The sequence below is a fragment of the Candidatus Paceibacterota bacterium genome (assembly GCA_028714275.1).
GTDB lineage: Bacteria > Patescibacteriota > Minisyncoccia > Phycocordibacterales > CAINVO01 > CAINVO01.
In genome coordinates this window covers 1-19109 of record JAQTMP010000009.1, presented here as the reverse complement: position 1 = coordinate 19109, position 19109 = coordinate 1, and the positions used below count along the sequence as shown (strand labels likewise).

The following is a 19109-nucleotide window of genomic DNA, read 5'->3' as shown; positions in this document are numbered from 1 at the left end:
CATTACCCGTGCCACCAATTTACCCCCTTTAGTGGTAGGTAACGGCTTAGGTATTGGTATGGCTGAAGCTATAGGAGCCTTCTTCTTTAGCTTTGGTATCGCTTCTGTGGTCTATGGCAAGGCCAATACTATGATGAGTGGAATAGTGATCGGCGCCTCTCTTTTTATGGGCACTTTGATTGCCTCTCTGCTTGGAAGCAACGGGGTTCTCAATCCTGCAGTGGCTTTTTCTATCTATTCTTTCAATGCTATGTACATACTTGGACCAGTGGTCGGGTCTTTGGTTGGTTTCTGGACCTACACTTTACTTTCGGAGAAAAATCCTTGGAAAAAAGTCTAATCCACTCATACTCAAATGCTTCGCAATCTAGATATCCGTTTCATTAGTTTTTTTAAAGAGATTTCGGAGCCGTTGGCGCGTTTTTCTATCTTCGTCATCTTTTTTTGGTTTGGTATTTTGAAGGTACTGGGTCTTAGTCCAGCAGGGAGCATGGTCAAAGACCTTCTTGATCACACCATACCCTTCATGAATACTCTCATGATGCCAGACACCTTTGTCGTTTTGTTCGGAGTTTTAGAAATGGTTATAGGTATTTTGTTCTTAATCAAGGGATTGGAAAGGATAGCTATCCCTATCCTTTTCTTTCACATGTTTGCGACTGTGCTGCCTCTGATCTTTTTGTCGACACTGACCTGGACATCTTTTATGGTTCCCACTCTCGAGGGTCAGTATATTATTAAAAATCTGGTGGTAGTGGCTGTGGCTATTGGTATCGCCGCCCACCTGCATCCCATAGGTAAGAAATATGTCCTTTAGAAGATATTTAATTATTTTTTTTATATTGGTCAGCGCGGCAGCTGCTGTCTTTTATGTGGGCCTAAAGGACAAAACAGGTAAAAAGCCAGAAACTCAATCCGTCTCTACAATACAAGCCCATATTGATTCTTTGGGGTTTACTTTTGATGTTGCTGATACGGATGCCCTACGCCAAAAAGGATTGGGGGGGAGAGTTGCACTCTCCCCAGGCCAGGGTATGCTTTTTGTCTTTGATCATCCAGATCAATATGGTTTTTGGATGAAGGACATGCTTTTTTCAATCGACATTCTCTGGCTCGACGACCGGGGCTCGATTGTCACCATTGCAGCTGATGTTTCCACCTCCACATATCCCCAAATCTTTTATCCACAGGCGCCCTCAAAGTATGTAGTTGAAATCTTGGCAGGGGAAAGTGAAAAAAATCACCTAAAAATTGGAGATAAATTTTTTTTCCAAAATAATATCTAAAAAAAGTAATAAGTGAGGGCTGATTCGGCGGCTATCTTCACAGCCGCCTTTTTTTATTCTCATGTGTTAATTCTGGGTATAAATTGTTTTTAGTTTATTGAAATTGGAGTAGAATGTAGATATAAAATTATTAGAAAAAAGTCGAATACGACAACATAACTTAGCTCATATGGCTTCAAAAAAAGCAGCACCAAAAAAAGTTTCAAAGGTAAAAGCAGAAGCAAAAGTAAAGACCGTCACAGATGTTAAAAAGGTAGAAAATAAGGAAACCATTCTAAACGCAAAGCACAGCTTGGTCAAAAGTATCCAGAAACGCAATGGCTCTATAGTTTCCTTTGATATAGACCGCATAGCTAACGCTATACATAAAGCCATGCTTTCTACGGGTGAAGGCTCAGAAGAAGAAGCCGAGCTGGTGGCCAACAAAGTGTATGCGGATGTTGTACGTATTGCTAAAAAATACAGCAATTTCATTCCTACGGTGGAGGGGATTCAAGATTCAGTGGAAAAAGAGCTTATCCTAAGTGAGTACGTCAAGACGGCCAAATCATACATTCTTTATCGCGCTGAGCACGCCAAGCAGCGTGAAAAGCATTTTGAAATTCCAGAAAAAGTAAAACGTCTTGCGGCTGAGAGTAAAAAATCTTTTCGCAATCCTCTCGGAGAATTTATTTATTATCGTACTTACTCGCGCTGGATCGAAGAAGAGGGTCGCCGCGAGACTTGGGTAGAGACAGTTGATCGCTACATTTCATTCATGAGAGAAAATTTGGGAAGCAAGCTCAAAGAATCTGAGTACAAAGAAGTCCGTGAGGCTATTTTCAAACATGAGGCTATGCCATCAATGCGTTTGCTTCAATTCGCTGGACCTGCTGCTCGCAAAAACCATTCATGTGCTTACAACTGTTCTTTCACGGCACCTCAGTCGTTTCAGGATTTTGCTGAGATTATGTTTCTTTCAATGTCAGGTTGTGGAGTAGGCTTTTCAGCTGAGAGTTATAGTGCTCAGTCACTTCCTCAGATTAAATATCAGACAGGAAAGGTGGTTGAACATACTGTTGGAGATAGTCGTGAAGGTTGGGCAGATTCTTTTGCTTTTGGTATGGAACAATGGTTCATGGGTAATGATGTCAAATTCGACTATTCATTGCTTCGACCAGCAGGGGCTCGTCTCAAGACGACTGGGGGCAAAAGCTCTGGTCCAGATCCTTTGCGCCAGATTCATGATTTTACTAGATCAAAGATCTTGGCTCGCCAAGGACAGCACCTTTCCAACCTAGACGTACACGATATTGTTTGCATGATCGGTATGGGGGTGGTTTCTGGAGGAGTTCGCCGTACAGCTCTTATTTCTTTGTCTGATTTAGACGATGAAAAGATACGAGATGCTAAAAAAGGTCAGTTTTATATCTCAGAACCTCAACGCTCTTTGGCCAACAACTCGGCAGTCTACACCAAAAAGCCAACTAACACTGAGTTCTTAGAAGAGTGGATCTCTTTGGTCAAGAGCGGATCTGGCGAGAGAGGTATTTTCAACCGTGGAGGGTTGCCTACTTCTATGCCAGCTCGACGTGTGGCTATGGCTGGGGAATATATAAACAAATTTGGGACCAATCCTTGCGGCGAAATCATTCTTCGACCCAAGCAGTTCTGCAACCTTTCTGAGATTGTAGCTCGACACACTGACACCGAAAAGGATCTCATGCGCAAGATTCGCATCGCTACCATTCTGGGTACGTATCAGGCGACATTTAGCAATTTTATTTATCTTTCTCCTGAATGGAAAAAGAATTGTGAGGCTGAAAGGTTACTCGGCGTGTCTATTACGGGTATGTGGGATAGCCCAACTGCTCGCAAGCCAGAAGTTCTTCGAGCTCTCCGTGCAGAGGCTATCAATGTAAACAAGATTTATGCAAAGCGTTTTGGTATCAACCCGTCTGCCGCTATTACTACTGTAAAACCTTCAGGCAATCTTTCTCAGACAGTAGACTGTTCATCAGGTATGCACCCTCGACACTCTCAGTACTATATTCGTCGTGTGCGCATCTCTGCTACGGATGCTGTCTTTAAAATGTTGAAAGATCAAGGGGTTCCTTACCATGCAGAAATTGGGCAAAACATGGATAATGCTACTACCTATGTCGTAGATTTTCCTGTCCAATCTCCCAAAGGAAGTATTTTTAAAGATGACATGTCGGCTATCGAGCAGCTTGAGTTTTGGAAAGTAGTCAAGCTAAATTACACAGAGCACAATCCATCGGTGACTGTCTCCATTGGAGAAGATGAATGGATTGCAGTGGCCAACTGGCTCTACGCCAACTGGGACATTATCGGAGGCCTTTCATTCTTGCCTAGATCAAACCATGTGTACCAGCTTGCTCCTTATGAAGAGATTACAGAAAAGCAGTATAAAGAACTCATGAAACGATATGACAAGCTTGATTTCTCAAAAATCGTGGCTTACGAAAAAGTAGATAATACGGATGTTAAAAAAGAGCTTGCTTGTGCCGGTGGGGTCTGTGAGATTGAAGACGCAGCGGTGTCGGCAATGAGTGCGCAAGAGCAGAAATAGACAAAATAAAATTCCACAAGTACTTTCAGGGACACCCATAAATCTTTGCTAAGATTTTGGTGTCGCTCGGACCGTCGTCCTCCGCGACGTCCCTTCAAGTACTTGTGGAATTTTATTTTGTCTATTTTTATTCTCTGCTTTTGTGTAGTAACATTATTGTATGTTCAATAAATACGAGAATCTAGAAGGGCCTGCAATGACAAAGGAGATGCTGGTTGGTTTTTTGGAAAATGCACCCGTCGAAGAAAATACAATAAATGAAGTATATATTTGGATTGCAAGAGAAGGGGATAAACCTGAGGTAGATAAATTTAGAATTCCACTCGAGGCATTTGATATACTTGTTGTTGCACAGTATTATAAAAGGGCCCACGACCTCCTTCATGAAAGTAGGAGAGAGGCCGTGCGGTCAGGAGATGAGCTTTTAGTAGGTGAAATAGATCAAAAGTTAAATTTTTTAGATACCTTGGTAGATGAATAAAATAATTATTAAAGATATTCTTAAATTAAAATTATGACATTACTTATTGTCCTTGTTTGTGCGGTGATTGCGATGGTGGTAGGAGGGGTATGGTATGGGCCGCTCTTTGGCAAAAAATGGATGAAAATTGCTGTTCGTGATGCTGGAGATATTGAGGAACGCAAAAAAATGCAGAAGGCGTCCATGAAGCTTTATATTATTCAGTTTGTTTTAACTTTATTACAGGTCTTTATTCTTGCTTTTTATGTAAACACGTTCAGGAATTTTTCAGGCGTTCAAAATGCTTTCTTGATTTGGTTGGCTTTTGTCATGCCAACAGTCGCTGGAGCCTCAATGTGGAACAACGACTCTAAAAAAATAAAATGGAGCCGTTTTTTGATCCAGGCAGGCTACCAGCTCGTCATGTTCATTATCTTCGGCCTCATTCTCAGTATTTGGAGATAATCCAATAAACAGTAACTAGCAAAATAGCTAGAAGTACTTGACGGAGACTAGCGAGCGCGACGGCGCGAGCTCGAGGAAAATCTTAGCAAAGATTTATCCGTGCTCCGGAAAGTACTTCTAGCTATTTTGATGTTGTTGTATACCTATAAGCCGAATTCTGTAACAAGACTTGCGTCTTGCCGACAGTCATTTATCTGTGTAGCCGATTGCTCGGTACATCAAGCGGCACTCTTGCACACACCACCGAAGCGGCGCACACAAGCACGGCCTTGCACTCGGGTAAGGATTTTGCCGTTTCACCCCTTCATTTCGGAAGGGCTCACCCAAAAGTTTAGGAAAATAAATTTTCTTAAACTTTTGGGTGCCGTTCACTTTCGATCCCGGCGTCTCTGCTCGCACCTCGCGGATTGCTCCGTGCGGGAGTTACCCGCTACTCGTCTCCCAATTCACCGAAGTGAAAAGGGGAGTGTTCGGACTTTCCTCTCATATTCCTTAAAACCAAAAAATGATCCAGCAATACGAGCGACTGTCTGATATGCAACAACCCAATCTAACCACATTTTTTATATTAAAGCAAGGGTCAAAACATGTCTAAAACAGCCTTTTTTGCTATACTAACGAGTACAATATCCTCTTCTTCTAAAACATGGTCAGGAACATTTTTAAAACTTTAAATAAAGAAATAAGCGGCGTGCATCAAGCCGCTTTTCTCCTCGGTTTTTTTGCGTTGGCCTCTCAGTTTTTGGCTTTGATTCGAGATCGTTTGCTCGCTCACAATTTCGGAGCTGGCCAGACTTTGGATGTATACTACGCAGCTTTCCGGGTACCGGATCTGATCTATCTTTCCATCGCTTCCTTGGTTTCCATTTCAGTTTTAATTCCTTTTTTTTCAGGGATGATAGAGGATAAAAAAGAGGAAACCAAAGATTTTTTTGACGCTCTTTTTACTAGCTTTATGATCATGATGATAGTGGTCAGTGTCATTGCCTATATTTTTCTTCCCAAATTGACGAACATTCTTTTACCAGGGGCTAGCCTCAAAGAAGCGGCTGATGTGGCTAGCTTGTCTCGCATTTTACTCATCCAGCCAATCTGTCTAGGTATTTCAAATCTGCTTGGCATTGTCACCCAAATGTACAAGCGATTTTTTATTTACGCTCTCAGTCCTGTCTTTTACAATGCCATGATCATTTTTGGCATTATTTTTTTGTCCCCGTACTATGGGATCAAGGGCGTTGTGGCCGGAGTGGTTCTCGGGGGAATCGCGCATTTTTTAATTCAAATTCCTTTTGTTTGGCAAAAGGGTTTTGTTCCGCGCTTCAGGCTAAAATTTGATAGGAAGAAATTATTCAAAATCATGATGTTGTCCGTTCCCCGCACGATAACTCTGTCTGCTGTCAGTATAGAATCCATCTTTATCACTTCTTTTGCCTCGCTCATGAGTAGTGGTTCTATTGCTGTTTTCAATTTTTCCCTCAATCTCCAGTCGGTACCCCTGGCTATCATAGGAGTGAGTTATGCTTCTGCCGCCTTCCCAACATTGTCGGCTCTTTTTTGTAGAGGTGAGAGAGAAAAATTTCTGGAACATATGAATGTGGCTGCTCGTCAGATCATCTTTCTCTCCTTGCCGGTCACAGCCCTGTTCGTGGTTTTAAGAGCCCAGATTGTACGTGTCATTTTGGGTTCGGGACATTTCAGTTGGAACGACACCCGTCTAACGGCTGCCTGCCTGGCTCTCTTTACGGTTTCTTTGGTGGCTCAAGGGCTAGAGATTCTTTTTATTCGAGCTTATTACGCCGCCGGAAAAACTACCAAACCCTTGATGGTCAACCTCATATCCTCTGTTTTGACGATTACACTGCCGTATGTTTTTATGAAGCTTTTTACGGACGTACCGGTTTTCGCCTTTTTTATTGAAAGTTTATTTAAAATTGAGCATATTCCAGGGTCTATTGTGCTTATGCTGCCGCTTGGCTTTTCGATAGGGACTATCATAAACGCCATCGTCTTTTGGTTTATGTTTGCCAAGGATTTTTCTTCGTCAGCCAAACCTTTGACGGTGACATTTTTCCACAGTTTTGCCGGGGCTGTAATTATGGGGTTTGCAGCCTATATTGGACTGGGTATTTCGGCTCCGTGGTTTAACGACGACACACTCATGGGCGTTTTCTCACAGGGCCTTACTGGCGGGGTTTTTGGCATCGCAGTGGGCCTATTCATCTTGAAGCTCCTCAGAAATCCAGAGTTGGAAGAATTGATTCAGTCTTTGCAAGTTCGCTTCTCTCGCATTAAAAAAGACAAGATTGTTGTGCCAGAACCGGAGAAAGTGGATATTTCATAAAGTATAAATAGTCAGTACATTCCCGGAGCACGGACGAATTCTTGCTAGCGGCGGTTTTCTTTTTTGGGATAAAATGAAATGATGGCAGGAATAAATGAGACAAGAATAATAACTAGAATGATAGGAGTGATGTAATGATCAATGCCTGGGATGGTAGATCCAAGGGTGTAGCCTATGAGAGAGACTCCAGCCGTCCAAATAATCCCTCCAAGGACATTCCATCTGATAAAAGTTTTGTAGGGCATGGAGCTGATGCCCGCGAGTGGGGGAATCAGCGTTCTTACAATTGGGACAAAGCGAGCCAAGAGGACGGCTCGTGCACCATATTTTTCAAAAAAAACATGAGCCCGATCTACGTACTCTTTGCGAAAATAGAAAGTTTCTTTTCTTTCAAATAGGACTTTTCCCGCTTTTTTACCAATGCTATATCCTACAGAATCTCCGATGATGGCGGCTGCGATACTTCCAATTACTAAGGGCCAAATTTGAAGCAATCCCTGAGAAGCTAAAAGTCCAGCCGTAAAGAGCAGAGAATCGCCAGGAAGGACAATCCCTAGCAGAATCCCAGACTCCATAAAAATTGCGAGCCAGACCCCCAAGACACCAAAAAGACCAATAATATACTCAGGGTTTAAAAAATGTAGTATGGTCTGGAACATAATAGTAACCTTTAGTATACTATTTTTTTATTTATTTTTTGCTAGCTCTGCGTCAATGAGCGAAGTCAGTGTTTCATAGCTTATGGCCCCAGTGACCAAGGTTCCATCGATAAAAAGTGAAGGGGTCCGGTCAACCCCGAGGGCGTTTCCATCAGCGGTGTCCTGATCTACCGTAGCTTTGTTGGCTGCGCTTTTTAGGTCCGCATTAAATTTATTGATATCAAGACCCAAGGACGTGGCATAGCTAGCAAAAAGGGCGGTCTTATTTGCTCCGTAGGCCGTCCATTCGTTTTGATTTTTATAAAGAAGATCATACATTTCCCAGAATTTTCCCTGATCGCCAGCGGCGAGAGCAGCGAGGGAGTCTGCGGGCGCATTTGGATGGATAGGAAAAGTGCGGAAAATGAGCTGGACTTTTGAACCGTAATGAGCAATAGCCTGTCTCAGGGTTGGTGCAAAAACCATACAAGCTGGACATTCAAAATCTGCAAATTCAACGAGAGTGACGACGCTTGAAGAAGCTTCATCTCCGACTGACAAGCTAGTTGAGCTGCCACTAATGAGAGGAGAGCCAGCACGGATCAGGATTTTTGAGTCGGCTTTGGCTCCCGAGGCCAAGCCTGTTGGTTTTTGGGTGCTACTAGCAATCCACAAACCCCCGATGATAATAATAATTGTGCCGATAATGATGCCTATGACCACTTTTATTTCTTGTTTCATGTTTTATATATTAAGGTTTTTTTAATCCTTGAACCATTAAATTTTAGAATCGACGGATGTTTCCATCTGTGTGCGGTAACGAAACATAAAAAGCGAAAAGATAATGATGACTAGAGCCACGAGCGCTAGTAGGGGGATGGTAATAAAACCAAAATATTCAATATAGCGAGTAGTGCAGGAAACGCCTGCCACACAGGGCGCTAGATTTTCTGGAATAATGTTCCAATATAAAAGGTTTTGATAAATTGAGACGATCAAGCCAAAAATAGCAAGAGGGAGGGCATAAAAATGAACCCCACGGTCTTTTTTGAGGATACCGACGGCCAGGATGGCGACTAAAGGATAGATGGCGATGCGCTGGTACCAACAGAGCACACAAGGGGCAAACTTAAGGATTTCACTAAAATAGAGGCTTCCAAGCATAGCTAAAATACTGACGATCCAGGCCTTGTAGAGCCAATAAGAGGCAGGCAGTTGCTTTATATATGTAGGCATACGGGCTATTGTATAAAAAAATCAACTGAAAGGGAAGTCTTGGGTGTAGTGACACAAGAAGGGAATCTTTTTTTCATTGTCGATTTTTACGCTTTCAATCCCGGAGATCAAGGGCTGCAGGAGTTTTTTTAGATGATAAAGGCGCCGATCTGATAGAGCTTGGTCAGCAAGATAAAGATGTTTTTTTATCAGAGCTACAGCTTGGTCCGGATCAGTTATTTTTGCAAACAAAGTCATTTTACCGCGACGGGCGTCTTCTTCTTGATCATGAGCATCATCGCAGAGTTGCCTGGCTATTAAATAATGGTAAAAAAATAAATCCAGCTGCTCTGTCAGCCTGGCTGTGGTTTTTTCCCCAAGCTCATTGGTCAAATAGTCGCACATTAAGCGTACGCTGAGACTATGCCCGATTGATTTTTCGGCTAGATATTTTAGAGACAATCCATTGCTTATTTCCGCTGTGATCATCCGCGATACATATGAATCATAAAGTGAGGAGTACGCCGCACCGTATGCCTGTCGAGCATAGTTTTCAGCCAGCCTAGCAACGTGAAGCAGCTGGGTTTTGTGTCCATCGTCAAAAATATCATCATATATTCTGTGAGCGATCCAGCCCAAAAGGGAGGCCGCACCCAAGGCCCCGGCTCTCTCAAGGTGGTGAGTTTTAATTAAATTTGGATCAATCAGCTGGTAAAGAGTATCGTAGGGCAAAAGAGTTATAGAGTGATTGGCATCGTGGAGAAGGACGAGGTCCAAAGCCTCAGTAAAACTTTTGTTTCTTTTGACGCGGCCCACAATTTCTTGATGGATTTTTTCTCTTTGATCTGTGTTGCTTGCGTATAAAAATAAACCCTCAAGCTTGATGGCCAAGGTAACATCGTCTGAGTGAGCATAAGTCGTCTCGTTACAGGAGTCTATCTTTTCAATGTACAAATCAGTATTTTGGAGCTGGTACAGTTTTTCCTCAATTTGCTTACATAGATCTAATATAAATCTTTCCGTTACAGCTCCTATGCCGCCGAGACGGATCAGGCTGCTCGCCAAAAGCGCTTGCCATGTTTTGTCATGGACATTTATAAATATTTTTGTAAGCTGTTTGACAAACAAATCCTTCTTTTCACCCCTGTACCATCTAGACATACTCCACCAGAAAAAATATGGCAGATGATAGTAGTTTGAAGAAAATGAAGAGGATGATGGGTCCGAACCGGTCAGTGATTTTTCCAAGATATCTTCCAAATATTTTGTGAGGCCAGGAGTATCGATATTAATGATAGCCAAGGTCTCAGCTATGGCGCTATTGACCACAGGGTCGATATCCGACCATTTTTCTTTATCTACATTAAGCCAAGTGCAGTATGGTCCACCAGGAGCCGTTTCATTATCAGTGAGATGATGAACAAACCAGGCCCAGTCGGCTTCCTTGATGGATTGAGTTTTGGCCAAAGCCAAAAAAGCACGAGAAGTGTCGTCTAAATCGTCTGGATAGGAAATCAGCTCAGGATAGGCACGGTGCTGCTTGTCGGATTTCACTTGGTAATTCCATGAGGATTCTGCCCTTTTCTGATCAAGTAAAAATACGCAGGTTCCATCACATATCTTTTTTGCTCTATCGTCAGGAAATTCACCGAGGCAATTTGCTATTAAAGCGGCGGAAAAAACTACTGGTCCAAAACCACCGTCAGCTCGTTGGCGCGAGGCAAGCTGAACAAGCCCTGCCGATATGGCATTGTGTACACGTTCTTTTGTTTTCATCTCTTTAATAATTTTTTAAGGGAAGGGTGCAGATAAATATAGCTCCAAATGGGTTGTTTGGGCCTATTGTTGCCACCTTGATGTTACCGCCAAAATCTTTTTCAATAACATGCTTGGTAGTTGCTAGGCCTAGGCCACAGCCACCACTGGATTTTGAAGAGAGACTTTTGGTAGAGAAAAAAGGTTCAAATATTTTTTCGGATAATTCCTCGGGGACACCGGTTCCATTGTCTTTGACTGACACGGTAATAGTTTTCGCCGATTTGTTTAGACAGGTTTCTATAAAGACATTTTTTGGCTCGTCGCCAATCTTCATCTTGCAGCCCTCAATAGCATTCGAAATAAGGTTTATCATTATTTGGTAAAATTTTATTGAGTTTCCACAAAAAAGCATTTCACACACTGGCTTTTTAAAGATTATTTCGACTTTAGCTTCAAGGGCACTGTAGCGTAACATCAGGAGCGCTCTTTCTATTTCTGTCGCAATCTCGAACATCGACGTAGTTTCTTTTGTGTGAATGTGCTGACGACAGGCATTGACATAATCCTCAATCTTTTTACCTGTCCTTCTGGCATTGTCTATGTGAAAAGACAAATCTTCGATTTTATTATCCGATTGATTTTCTGATATTTGCTGAGCGCTGAGAGACAGGGCTGTCAGGGGACTCATCAAGTCATGAAAAAGGCCGGCAGAGAGCCTCCCGAATTCGACAAATTTATATATTTCCACCAGTTTTTCATTTTGGAGCCTTTGGACTTCATCAGTTCGTTGTTTGACCGTCACCTCGAGCTGATCCCTTTCCTGTTTCAAATCTTTTTCTGATTTCCTGGCACGTCTGAGCGACCTCTCAATTTCTCTATTTGAAAGCCAAGATAGGATGGCAATGACTGCGAGAGTGGCCGCATACTCCAACTGATCATCAGTCCCAAAGATTTCGTTTTTCCAGCTAGCGTCCACGAGGATCAGATCGGTGCTCTGATAGTATCCAATAATACAAAGCATGGATATAATGCCTGCAGTAAGCCAAAGGCCGACGCGTGGGCTGATCACAATGCTAGTAATAAAGATAACTAGTGCGTAGTTGAGCAAGACAGAAGGCAGATCTCCTCCCCAGGTGTAGGCTCCGTAAGTGATAGCTATGGTGTAAAGTCCAATAAAAACGTATGACACAAAGAGATAACCTTTGCGAGCCAGCAAATACAAAAAACAAAATAGACAAGTAAAACCAATAAAAAAGAGAGGTGGAATGCCAATAAATCTGGGCCCTTCTTCTACATAGGTTAACAGATCCAGAAGGCTGAGCACTACAAGGAAACTTGAAAGTGAGAACAGGATCACATTTAAGATGAATCCCTTACGACGTTTGTCCTCATCTAAAGACCGAGATTCAAAACACAAACGGTAAAAACCGCGCATGAAGCATTTCATCCGCAACAAAACTTTTTCATAAGCCGCTTCGCGCAGAGGCTGATGATTGGTGGTGCTGAGCTGTTCTGTCATAGGCGGTATACCGTACTCATTTCTAAAGTAATCCACGGTTTGGATATCTAGCTTATAAGCTTAGTTCCAGGGAGTGAATTGATCAGTAGAGCGAGTGGGGACCACATTTTGTGGTGCCGATCTGATTGAGGGATCGACTAAAAGCTGTTTGATAATATGTGACATGACAATTTTACCTTTTAACCTCTATCCACACAATAAAGGGTGAATACAATGTGTTCGACAGCACCTGTATTCAGTGAAGAGTATAATCTTTTGAGGCTGAAGATAAGCTCAAGGGAAAATCAATTTTTTTGAAAGAAAAGTTTTGTGAGAAAGTGTCAATAAGTGTCTTTTCTTGCAAAGCAGACTTGGTCACAGGTCTCGCACTGGTGTGCTCGCCCGCGACCCCGCCTCCTTCGCCTTCGCTCAGTCCGGCTTTCAAGTCCTCTCCTCAACTCAACAGCCACCAAGAAAAGAGACACGACATGAGTCGTGTCTCTTTTCTTGGTGCCGGGGAGAGGACTTGAACCTCCATGGATTACTCCGCTTGCTCCTAAGGCAAGTGCGTCTGCCAATTTCGCCACCCCGGCATTTGTACGGGCACAGTTTCCTTTCTGTACTCACGTGTCCACCCAGTAGGAGTCGAACCTACGACCATCTCCTTAAGAGGGAGCCGCTCTACCAACTGAGCTATGGGTGGATATCAATTTTGCTATTTATACCAAATTTTGTCGCCGGTGCCCAGGGTGGGACTCGAACCCACACGACTTTTTAAAGGTCAGAGGATTTTAAGTCCTCCGTGTATACCATTTCACCACCTGGGCATTGGAGGCGCAGGCCGGAATCGAACCGGCGCATGTCAGTTTTGCAAACTGCTGCGTTAACCACTTCGCCACTGCGCCATTCGGGGGATCAGTCCCTGAGCTGAACCCGACGAGTAACAGTAGAATAGCAGAAATCTTCTAAGGTTGCCACTCTGTCAGAGTCCCAGCACGTCTCTCAAATTTATCTGCCTTCCGGATAAATTTTTCCTGCGATTTTGGAAAAAGAGGGTGGTGAGTGATTTCATCAAGAGTATAGGCAATATCCCAAAGGTCTTTGTCTGTAGTAATCCAGTCGGTGCCAAGCTGACGTAGATCAAAGGGCCTTGAATAGCTTCTCAAGGTCTTCTCCCCATTTTTATTCAGAAAATATTCATGAAAATATGAGGCCACTAGCTCACGTATATTTCGGTAGATAGGATCGCGAAAACGCAGGCAGGCGTGGTTGGTTTTACTAATAGCGCCCCAATAACCGTTTTGTCTATAGAGAGCAATGATGTGGTCTCCGTCTGACGGAGTGGTTTTGAGGTCAAGTAAAAGAGGTTTTTTACCGTGGATCCAGAGGGCCAGCCCAGCCAGGAGGGCTCCCTCGAGGCAATGGGCTTTTTTTTCGGACAAGACTCGTCGTGGAGACATGTAGGTTTCGCCCTTTTTTTCGAAGTTATACGCTAAAGTTTCGAGAAAATCCTGGATCTTTTCAGGGGTGCTTAATTTATTGAGAATGTTGAATTCTCTCTTAGTCAAACCAAAATCTTTCATTAGGCCATTTTAACACAAACTCTTGAAATAAATTTTCAGGTAAGGGGTATTATACGGGTATAAAGGTCCCAAATTTTTATTAAACTAATCATAAATTTATGAAAAATATAGTCGCTCATTTTGAGATTCCTGCAGAAGATCTTGTTGAAGCTCAGGATTTTTACTCAGCAGTTTTTGGTTGGAATTTTAAGCCTTGGGATGAAAACTATGTCAGTGTCATTGCAGCCAAAAGCAATGAAAAAGGAATGTCACTACAGCAAGGTGCCATCAATGGGGGAATCCAAAAACGTGGCCCCCGCACAGAGGGTCCAACAGTGGTTGTTTCTGTCGAAGACATTGATGACATCATAGACAAAATAATGGTCGCTGGCGGTAGTATAGTCCTTCCCAAGGAGTCAATGGATGGCATGGGTTTTTACGCCCAATTTAAGGACGTAGACGGCAATCGTCTCGGACTTTTTCAACCGGCTAAAAAATGAACAGCCTAGAAATATAAATAAAACCCTCATTATTCTGAGGGTATTTATTTTTAATTGCTGTTCGGCTCTTGCGTATTGACAAAATAGTCATATGATTGAGTAAAGGTCGGAACTCTTTATTCGTATAATTTGTTCCATTTACTCGTTACTAATTATTAATATATGAAATATAAAAATCTAAGTAAAGGCTTTGGTTTGTTGGGAGTGATACTTATTATTGTGGTTGCCTTGATTGTCGGTGGTGGAGTTTACTATTCCGTCAAAAGCACGGGCCAAGGAAATAACCCAGCGATGTATTCCACCGCTACCTCTACTTTGGGTGCCTCTTCTACAACCTCCGCAGCAGTAGGGTCAAGCAATCCGATGAGTTTGCGAGGGCTTTTGGCTATAGGGAAAAATGTGATGTGTACTTTTAGTCAGACCACAGCACAAGGGCAAACCTCAGGTACAGTCTACCTCTCAGCAAATATGCTGAGAGGAGACTTCTCTTTGGTAACGGCCTCTTCTGGCAAGGCCATAGATTCACACATGGTTCGCCAAGGGAACGACGTCTATTTCTGGTCTAGCGCCCAGGCTAATCAAGGGGTAAAGATGAATTTTGAGCAGATCACGCAAAATCAATCCCAGAGTCAAGTCCAGGCCCAAAGTAATGCAGGAGTGAGCCTGGATGCCCAGACGGATTATAAGTGTACAGACTGGGCAGTTGATCAGTCTAGGTTTACTTTGCCTACAACAGTAAAGTTTGTAGACGTGTCAGCTATGATGAATAGTCAAATTAAAATTCCAACACCGACCTCGGTTCCAAGCTACTAATTTTCAAACAGATAAAACGGCAACAAAAACGGCAACGAAGAAGACAGACCCGCGCGTAAAGCAAACGGGCCTGTTTTTAACCCAGAGGGTGAGGCTTTTCCTTGTGAGACTGCGAGTCCGTCAGCAAGGAGAAGTCATACTCTCTGACTATTTGTTTGGTTTCGGCTCCGTTAGTGGCACGGAGTTCTACCCGGATCTGAGGCTTGTTCACATGCACCTTGTGGATTTCAAGCGAAATCTGCAGGATGCATATGCGCCCTTTGCTGAGGCCCAGCTTCCACTTTTCGACAAAGGTTTTGCCATCAAAGAAGATGCGCAGTTCATCGATGATAATCAGGCCGACATTCTTTTCCAAGCCCGACGTTCGAATAATGGCTACAGCGACATCCGCCTGGCCAGATGGAATATTGATCTTTTTTTCGATCCCTGTGTCCTGGACACATTGATGAAGAAATTTCATTAAACCCTCCGACAAAACCATTTGCCCTAAATGTTTTTTCAACATTTCCTCATCCTCGCGCACGAGTCTTGGGTCTCGCAGACTCAATCTCCTGGTCGTGGATTTGGGGTTTTTATCTGGTAGTGGCATTTGCACCCCTTTCTATTTGTTATTCTTTACTAATCATAATAGACTTGATTATTTTTTGCTAGTCAACTGGGGCTCGACTTTTTTCTTTATCCTTGTATTATGGCCCTAGGACTGAACATTAAGGAGAAGACATATGAAATTCAAAAGCCGGATTCGGACTTTGGAGCACGAAATCAATGGGCAGAGAAACGAGCTCAAAAAAACCAACCAAGGCGAAGAAAAAGCCAGGAAAAAGTGGGCAAAGGGATACGGCGGTTTCTTGAAAGCCGTCGAGCAAATAACCAAGATCAAAACCCACGGCACCAAGAAAGAGGCCAACCTGAAAGAAAAAATTCAGGGGTGGTCTGCCAAAAGCACTGAGCTCACCAAAGAAAGAGATGCCTTCAGAAGGCACGCAAAGGATATTCAGGAAGTTTTGATCAGGCTCGGCACCGAGCGTACTATGCTGATGGAGCAACAGACCAATGATGTCAAAGCAATCGACGAGATTGTCACACAGGTCTTTGCTCTCAACGCCACCGTGGTCAGAGCTTCTCAAGATAGGGAAGATTGCCTCAATCGACATGTCTTTCCAAGGCTGGTGGACGAAAGGGGAAGGCTCAGCTCCCAGATCAGCTTTACCAGTGCTGATGGTTTGCGCCGGGTGGTAGCCATGGTCAACAGTATGACCATCGTGCGGGGGGACATGGCCAGTCAGGCCATGTCAGAGATCCAGCGTTTCTTCGAGCGTTTTCAAAAAACAACCTCGATGAATGTAAACATGAGGGCCCTCTACGAGCTGACTAAGCAATTGCTCATCGAGAAGACCTCATTCAAAGTCGGTCCTGACCTTTACCGATTTCTCGCAATGTCCCTCGATAGCGAGGTTCTTCCGGAGCTCAGCTTGGCCCAAAGGTTATTGCGTCAGAGTATTCGGTCAGAGAAGACAAACTCGTACATCCGGATCTACGAACGCCTCAGCCAGACGGACAAGTGGACAGTCGTTCCACAGTCGTGACGGCTGATCTATGAGGAAAAAACCAAAAAAACGCATCACTTTGACAAGGGGTGCGTTTTTCTTTTATCTCGTCACGCATGAAGGAAAGATTAGGTGCCAGGATTTGTATAAGAGGGTAGGTCGATAAAGTCTTTTATAAGCCTAACATTAATAACTAATAATAGTGTAATAATATGCTTAAAATAAACCCATATCTAAATTTTCCAGGCAATGCAGAGGAGGCTTTTAACTTTTACAAGTCAGTCTTTGGGGGTGAGTTTGCCTACCTCCAGCGCTATAAGGATGTAAAGGATTTACCAAATGCTGATAAGTTTTCTGAAAGTGATAAGGAAAAAATAATGCACATTTCTCTACCTATCGGAAAAGAAAATGTACTCATGGCTAGTGACTCTATTGCATCGATGGGGCACCCTATAAAAATAGGAGACAATTTCAACCTCTCAATCAGCACCGAAAGTGAGAAAGAGGCAGACGAAATCTTTGGCAGATTGGCGGCTGGCGGAAAGGTAGAAATGGCCCTCGAAAAAACTTTCTGGGGCGCTTATTTCGGAATGTTGCAGGATAAATTTGGTATCTGGTGGATGATTAGCTATGACTACAATCTAAAAACCGTTGTAAAGGAGAATTAAACCTATCACAAGAGTAAAGATGCCGCCAAAAATAAGGACACCATAGCGATTCATTTTTTCGTAAAGTAAAACCGTGAGGTTTGGAAAAAAGAGGATAAAGATTCCTTTGATCAAAGCGATCCAGCCGATGATAGTAATAAACAATTGTAGTCCAGAACTCCAAATATTGTTGAGGGCCACAATAATAGCCCCTATCATTAAAGCGCTAATCCCGGAAAACCACACCATGCCCCGACTCTGACCTGATTCTTCAATGAATGAAACCAGACCCTTTTTGTTGACCAATATAGACAAACCTAATACAGAAAAAACAATTCCTAACGCCTGCGCAATCACAACAGTGATGTTCATATGGTTATAATTAGTGGGTAAAACCTACTGTACTATTATAACCCTAAAAAATATCCAAAACAAAAGCCCACCTCATGCAGACGGCGGGCCCTGTTGGGTGGGTATTTTGCGATGAGCACCCTGATCAGGGTTTCGGTGTTTTTAGCTTTTCCCATAATACTATGGTGAATACGAAAACCCAATTTATTATGGATAACGGCCATATAAAAATGTTTGCCAAGACCCCATTAAGGTAGGATTCGTTGCTGGCCTTTGAGGCGTGAGCAAGTGCTTTTTGGGCGTCACTGCTCGCATTTTTTATGAAGAACGATCTCAAGACCTCGTGTCTCAGTGTTCTTCTGGCTGAATCAATGGAACAAACTGCGCCGAGAATGGCCAGGCCGAACCATAACAAGCCGTAAGTAGTAAGCCACGATAGAGTATAGGACATATGCAATTGTCTTTCGTTGTTGTGGTATATAAACCACCTAAATCTGGGAAATATAATACATTAAAAAAATAAATTGTAAATAGATGTAGTCAGGCCAGGATTATCCTTCGTACGCCTTTTCTAGCTCCGCTATGTTGATTTTAGTCATTTTGAGCATAGCCTGCATGACCCGAGCGGATTTTTCCGGATCAGGATCACTCATGAGCTCGCCAAGGGCTTCAGGTACTATTTGCCAAGTCACCCCAAATTTGTCTCGATTGATCCAGCCACACTGTCCCTTTTCCCCGCCCTCGGAAAGCTTGTCCCAAAACCAGTCAACTTCATCCTGGGTTGTACAATTCACCAGAAAAGAAACTGCCCCGCTGAACTTAAATTGGGGACCTCCGTTTATAGCTGTAAATTTTTGGCCCTCAAGCTCGAATGAAATCACCATTACCGATCCCTCTGGTTTTCCCGAAGCCTCAGCGGCCTCCTTGCTGTAGCGGCTAATGTCGCCAACCTTAGAATTTTTAAAGATAGAAACATAAAACTCCGCGGCCTCTTCAGCTTGTGTGTCAAACCATAAAAATGGTGTGATTTTTTGATCAAGATTTTTCATAAGTTTTTAAGGTTAAATTAATAATTAACTGGCTAGCTTTGTGTAAACCACCAAGCGATGGTCATACGTGGTGTAGTCCGCTGTCCATTGGCCTTGGCAGGTAATTAAATTGAGGTATGACCCGTCACTCTGGTTGAAGATTCTTTGGAGAGGTACCACTTGGTAGGGGTAAGTGTCGCTTTCTATCACTGTAAAGTGAAGGAGCTTGTTATCTGCCGTCACTATGGATACATCATCTCCAGGTTTTAAATCAGCCAGATGCTCAAACACTCCGGCTAGTGAGAATCCGTTATCCAAATGACCCGCAATCACAGCACTCCCTGTCATTCCTGGGGCAGTCCCGTATTTATACCACCCTACATCGGTAAAATTGTGTGGAGTCGACATATTGCCGCTACTAGTCACTC

The 19109-nt window shown here is 43.2% G+C and carries 21 protein-coding genes and 4 tRNA genes; 11 read left to right on the top strand and 14 right to left on the bottom strand.

The genetic code is table 11. The features are described 5' to 3' along the window. The 7 genes from PHF79_01465 to PHF79_01435 all read left to right on the top strand — a co-directional run. Positions 1–340 (top strand): hypothetical protein (locus PHF79_01465; GenBank protein MDD5318475.1); only part of this gene is annotated, 340 nt, incomplete at its 5' end. Positions 341–355: 15 nt separating this feature from the next. Continuing rightward, on the top strand, positions 356–817 hold the full coding sequence (locus PHF79_01460; GenBank protein ID MDD5318474.1) for a hypothetical protein: 462 nt from the start codon (positions 356–358) through the stop codon (positions 815–817). Next, entirely contained in the window at positions 807–1286 is a 480-nt protein-coding gene (locus PHF79_01455; protein MDD5318473.1) for a DUF192 domain-containing protein, read from the top strand. Before PHF79_01460 ends, PHF79_01455 begins: the two co-directional genes overlap by 11 nt. Positions 1287–1455: 169 nt before the next feature. Further along, complete coding sequence (locus tag PHF79_01450; protein ID MDD5318472.1) at positions 1456–3858, top strand: ATP cone domain-containing protein; 2403 nt, start codon at positions 1456–1458, stop codon at positions 3856–3858. Positions 3859–4018: 160 nt separating this feature from the next. Continuing rightward, complete coding sequence (locus tag PHF79_01445) at positions 4019–4339, top strand: hypothetical protein (GenBank protein MDD5318471.1); 321 nt, start codon at positions 4019–4021, stop codon at positions 4337–4339. A 33-nt stretch (positions 4340–4372) separates the two neighbouring features. Beyond that, positions 4373–4783, top strand: coding sequence for a DUF1761 domain-containing protein (locus PHF79_01440; protein MDD5318470.1), 411 nt, complete (start codon positions 4373–4375; stop codon positions 4781–4783). Between the two features lie 646 nt (positions 4784–5429). Then, positions 5430–7124: a lipid II flippase MurJ gene (locus PHF79_01435; GenBank protein MDD5318469.1), complete on the top strand. Its 1695-nt coding sequence runs from the start codon at positions 5430–5432 to the stop codon at positions 7122–7124. 44 nt (positions 7125–7168) lie between these two features. On the opposite strand, the gene PHF79_01430 is transcribed toward PHF79_01435, so the two are convergent. The 10 genes from PHF79_01430 to PHF79_01385 all read right to left on the bottom strand — a co-directional run bounded on the left by PHF79_01430 (position 7169) and on the right by PHF79_01385 (position 13816). After that, positions 7169–7783 (bottom strand): DedA family protein, encoded by a 615-nt coding sequence (locus PHF79_01430; GenBank protein MDD5318468.1) that lies wholly within the window; start codon positions 7781–7783, stop codon positions 7169–7171. Positions 7784–7810: 27 nt separating this feature from the next. Next, positions 7811–8503, bottom strand: coding sequence for a thioredoxin domain-containing protein (locus PHF79_01425; protein MDD5318467.1), 693 nt, complete (start codon positions 8501–8503; stop codon positions 7811–7813). A gap of 36 nt (positions 8504–8539) precedes the next feature. Continuing rightward, positions 8540–8998 (bottom strand): disulfide oxidoreductase, encoded by a 459-nt coding sequence (locus PHF79_01420; GenBank protein ID MDD5318466.1) that lies wholly within the window; start codon positions 8996–8998, stop codon positions 8540–8542. Positions 8999–9019: 21 nt separating this feature from the next. Further along, complete coding sequence (locus tag PHF79_01415) at positions 9020–10753, bottom strand: hypothetical protein (GenBank protein MDD5318465.1); 1734 nt, start codon at positions 10751–10753, stop codon at positions 9020–9022. A 4-nt stretch (positions 10754–10757) separates the two neighbouring features. After that, the gene (locus tag PHF79_01410) at positions 10758–12254 is read right to left on the bottom strand and encodes a HAMP domain-containing sensor histidine kinase (protein ID MDD5318464.1); all 1497 of its coding nucleotides are present in this window, start codon (positions 12252–12254) and stop codon (positions 10758–10760) included. Positions 12255–12741: 487 nt separating this feature from the next. Continuing rightward, positions 12742–12826: transfer RNA gene (locus PHF79_01405), tRNA-Leu, on the bottom strand. 37 nt (positions 12827–12863) lie between these two features. Further along, positions 12864–12936: transfer RNA gene (locus tag PHF79_01400), tRNA-Lys, on the bottom strand. 38 nt (positions 12937–12974) lie between these two features. Then, a tRNA-Leu gene (locus PHF79_01395) sits at positions 12975–13060 on the bottom strand. Positions 13061–13062: 2 nt separating this feature from the next. Continuing rightward, a tRNA-Cys gene (locus tag PHF79_01390) sits at positions 13063–13138 on the bottom strand. Between the two features lie 60 nt (positions 13139–13198). After that, positions 13199–13816 (bottom strand): hypothetical protein, encoded by a 618-nt coding sequence (locus PHF79_01385; GenBank protein MDD5318463.1) that lies wholly within the window; start codon positions 13814–13816, stop codon positions 13199–13201. 98 nt (positions 13817–13914) lie between these two features. Here PHF79_01385 and PHF79_01380 point away from each other — a divergent pair, with 98 nt between their 5' ends. Beyond that, entirely contained in the window at positions 13915–14295 is a 381-nt protein-coding gene (locus PHF79_01380) for a VOC family protein (GenBank protein ID MDD5318462.1), read from the top strand. A gap of 162 nt (positions 14296–14457) precedes the next feature. Then, a complete protein-coding gene (locus PHF79_01375) occupies positions 14458–15108 on the top strand; it encodes a hypothetical protein (protein ID MDD5318461.1) in 651 nt (216 codons plus the stop codon). Between the two features lie 76 nt (positions 15109–15184). Here the strand turns inward: PHF79_01375 and PHF79_01370 are convergent, their stop codons facing one another. Continuing rightward, positions 15185–15697 (bottom strand): hypothetical protein, encoded by a 513-nt coding sequence (locus PHF79_01370; GenBank protein MDD5318460.1) that lies wholly within the window; start codon positions 15695–15697, stop codon positions 15185–15187. A gap of 133 nt (positions 15698–15830) precedes the next feature. Here PHF79_01370 and PHF79_01365 point away from each other — a divergent pair, with 133 nt between their 5' ends. Then, positions 15831–16694, top strand: coding sequence for a hypothetical protein (locus PHF79_01365; protein MDD5318459.1), 864 nt, complete (start codon positions 15831–15833; stop codon positions 16692–16694). A gap of 173 nt (positions 16695–16867) precedes the next feature. Beyond that, entirely contained in the window at positions 16868–17323 is a 456-nt protein-coding gene (locus tag PHF79_01360) for a VOC family protein (protein MDD5318458.1), read from the top strand. On the opposite strand, the gene PHF79_01355 is transcribed toward PHF79_01360, so the two are convergent. From PHF79_01355 to PHF79_01345, 3 genes are all read right to left on the bottom strand, one after another. After that, positions 17297–17674 carry a hypothetical protein gene (locus tag PHF79_01355; protein ID MDD5318457.1) on the bottom strand — a complete coding sequence of 126 codons (378 nt, stop codon included), beginning with the start codon at positions 17672–17674 and terminating at the stop codon, positions 17297–17299. The genes PHF79_01360 and PHF79_01355 overlap by 27 nt on opposite strands. Positions 17675–18204: 530 nt before the next feature. Beyond that, positions 18205–18702, bottom strand: a complete 498-nt coding sequence (locus PHF79_01350) for a VOC family protein (protein MDD5318456.1) — start codon at positions 18700–18702, stop codon at positions 18205–18207. Positions 18703–18726: 24 nt separating this feature from the next. Continuing rightward, on the bottom strand, positions 18727–19109 hold a 383-nt coding region (locus PHF79_01345), incomplete at its 5' end, for a class F sortase (protein MDD5318455.1).

Bases quoted from the DNA above. Each gene is read 5' to 3' on its own strand.
- PHF79_01435 (MDD5318469.1), top strand. From the start codon at position 5,430: ATGGTCAGGAACATTTTTAAAACTTTAAATAAAGAAATAAGCGGCGTG.
- PHF79_01385 (MDD5318463.1), bottom strand. From the start codon at position 13,816: ATGAAAGATTTTGGTTTGACTAAGAGAGAATTCAACATTCTCAATAAA.
- PHF79_01370 (MDD5318460.1), bottom strand. From the start codon at position 15,697: ATGCCACTACCAGATAAAAACCCCAAATCCACGACCAGGAGATTGAGT.
- PHF79_01410 (MDD5318464.1), bottom strand. From the start codon at position 12,254: ATGACAGAACAGCTCAGCACCACCAATCATCAGCCTCTGCGCGAAGCG.
- PHF79_01365 (MDD5318459.1), top strand. From the start codon at position 15,831: ATGAAATTCAAAAGCCGGATTCGGACTTTGGAGCACGAAATCAATGGG.
- PHF79_01425 (MDD5318467.1), bottom strand. From the start codon at position 8,503: ATGAAACAAGAAATAAAAGTGGTCATAGGCATCATTATCGGCACAATT.
- PHF79_01420 (MDD5318466.1), bottom strand. From the start codon at position 8,998: ATGCCTACATATATAAAGCAACTGCCTGCCTCTTATTGGCTCTACAAG.
- PHF79_01380 (MDD5318462.1), top strand. From the start codon at position 13,915: ATGAAAAATATAGTCGCTCATTTTGAGATTCCTGCAGAAGATCTTGTT.
- PHF79_01455 (MDD5318473.1), top strand. From the start codon at position 807: ATGTCCTTTAGAAGATATTTAATTATTTTTTTTATATTGGTCAGCGCG.
- PHF79_01450 (MDD5318472.1), top strand. From the start codon at position 1,456: ATGGCTTCAAAAAAAGCAGCACCAAAAAAAGTTTCAAAGGTAAAAGCA.
- PHF79_01440 (MDD5318470.1), top strand. From the start codon at position 4,373: ATGACATTACTTATTGTCCTTGTTTGTGCGGTGATTGCGATGGTGGTA.
- PHF79_01360 (MDD5318458.1), top strand. From the start codon at position 16,868: ATGCTTAAAATAAACCCATATCTAAATTTTCCAGGCAATGCAGAGGAG.
- PHF79_01350 (MDD5318456.1), bottom strand. From the start codon at position 18,702: ATGAAAAATCTTGATCAAAAAATCACACCATTTTTATGGTTTGACACA.
- PHF79_01430 (MDD5318468.1), bottom strand. From the start codon at position 7,783: ATGTTCCAGACCATACTACATTTTTTAAACCCTGAGTATATTATTGGT.
- PHF79_01445 (MDD5318471.1), top strand. From the start codon at position 4,019: ATGTTCAATAAATACGAGAATCTAGAAGGGCCTGCAATGACAAAGGAG.
- PHF79_01415 (MDD5318465.1), bottom strand. From the start codon at position 10,753: ATGAAAACAAAAGAACGTGTACACAATGCCATATCGGCAGGGCTTGTT.
- PHF79_01355 (MDD5318457.1), bottom strand. From the start codon at position 17,674: ATGAACATCACTGTTGTGATTGCGCAGGCGTTAGGAATTGTTTTTTCT.
- PHF79_01375 (MDD5318461.1), top strand. From the start codon at position 14,458: ATGAAATATAAAAATCTAAGTAAAGGCTTTGGTTTGTTGGGAGTGATA.
- PHF79_01460 (MDD5318474.1), top strand. From the start codon at position 356: ATGCTTCGCAATCTAGATATCCGTTTCATTAGTTTTTTTAAAGAGATT.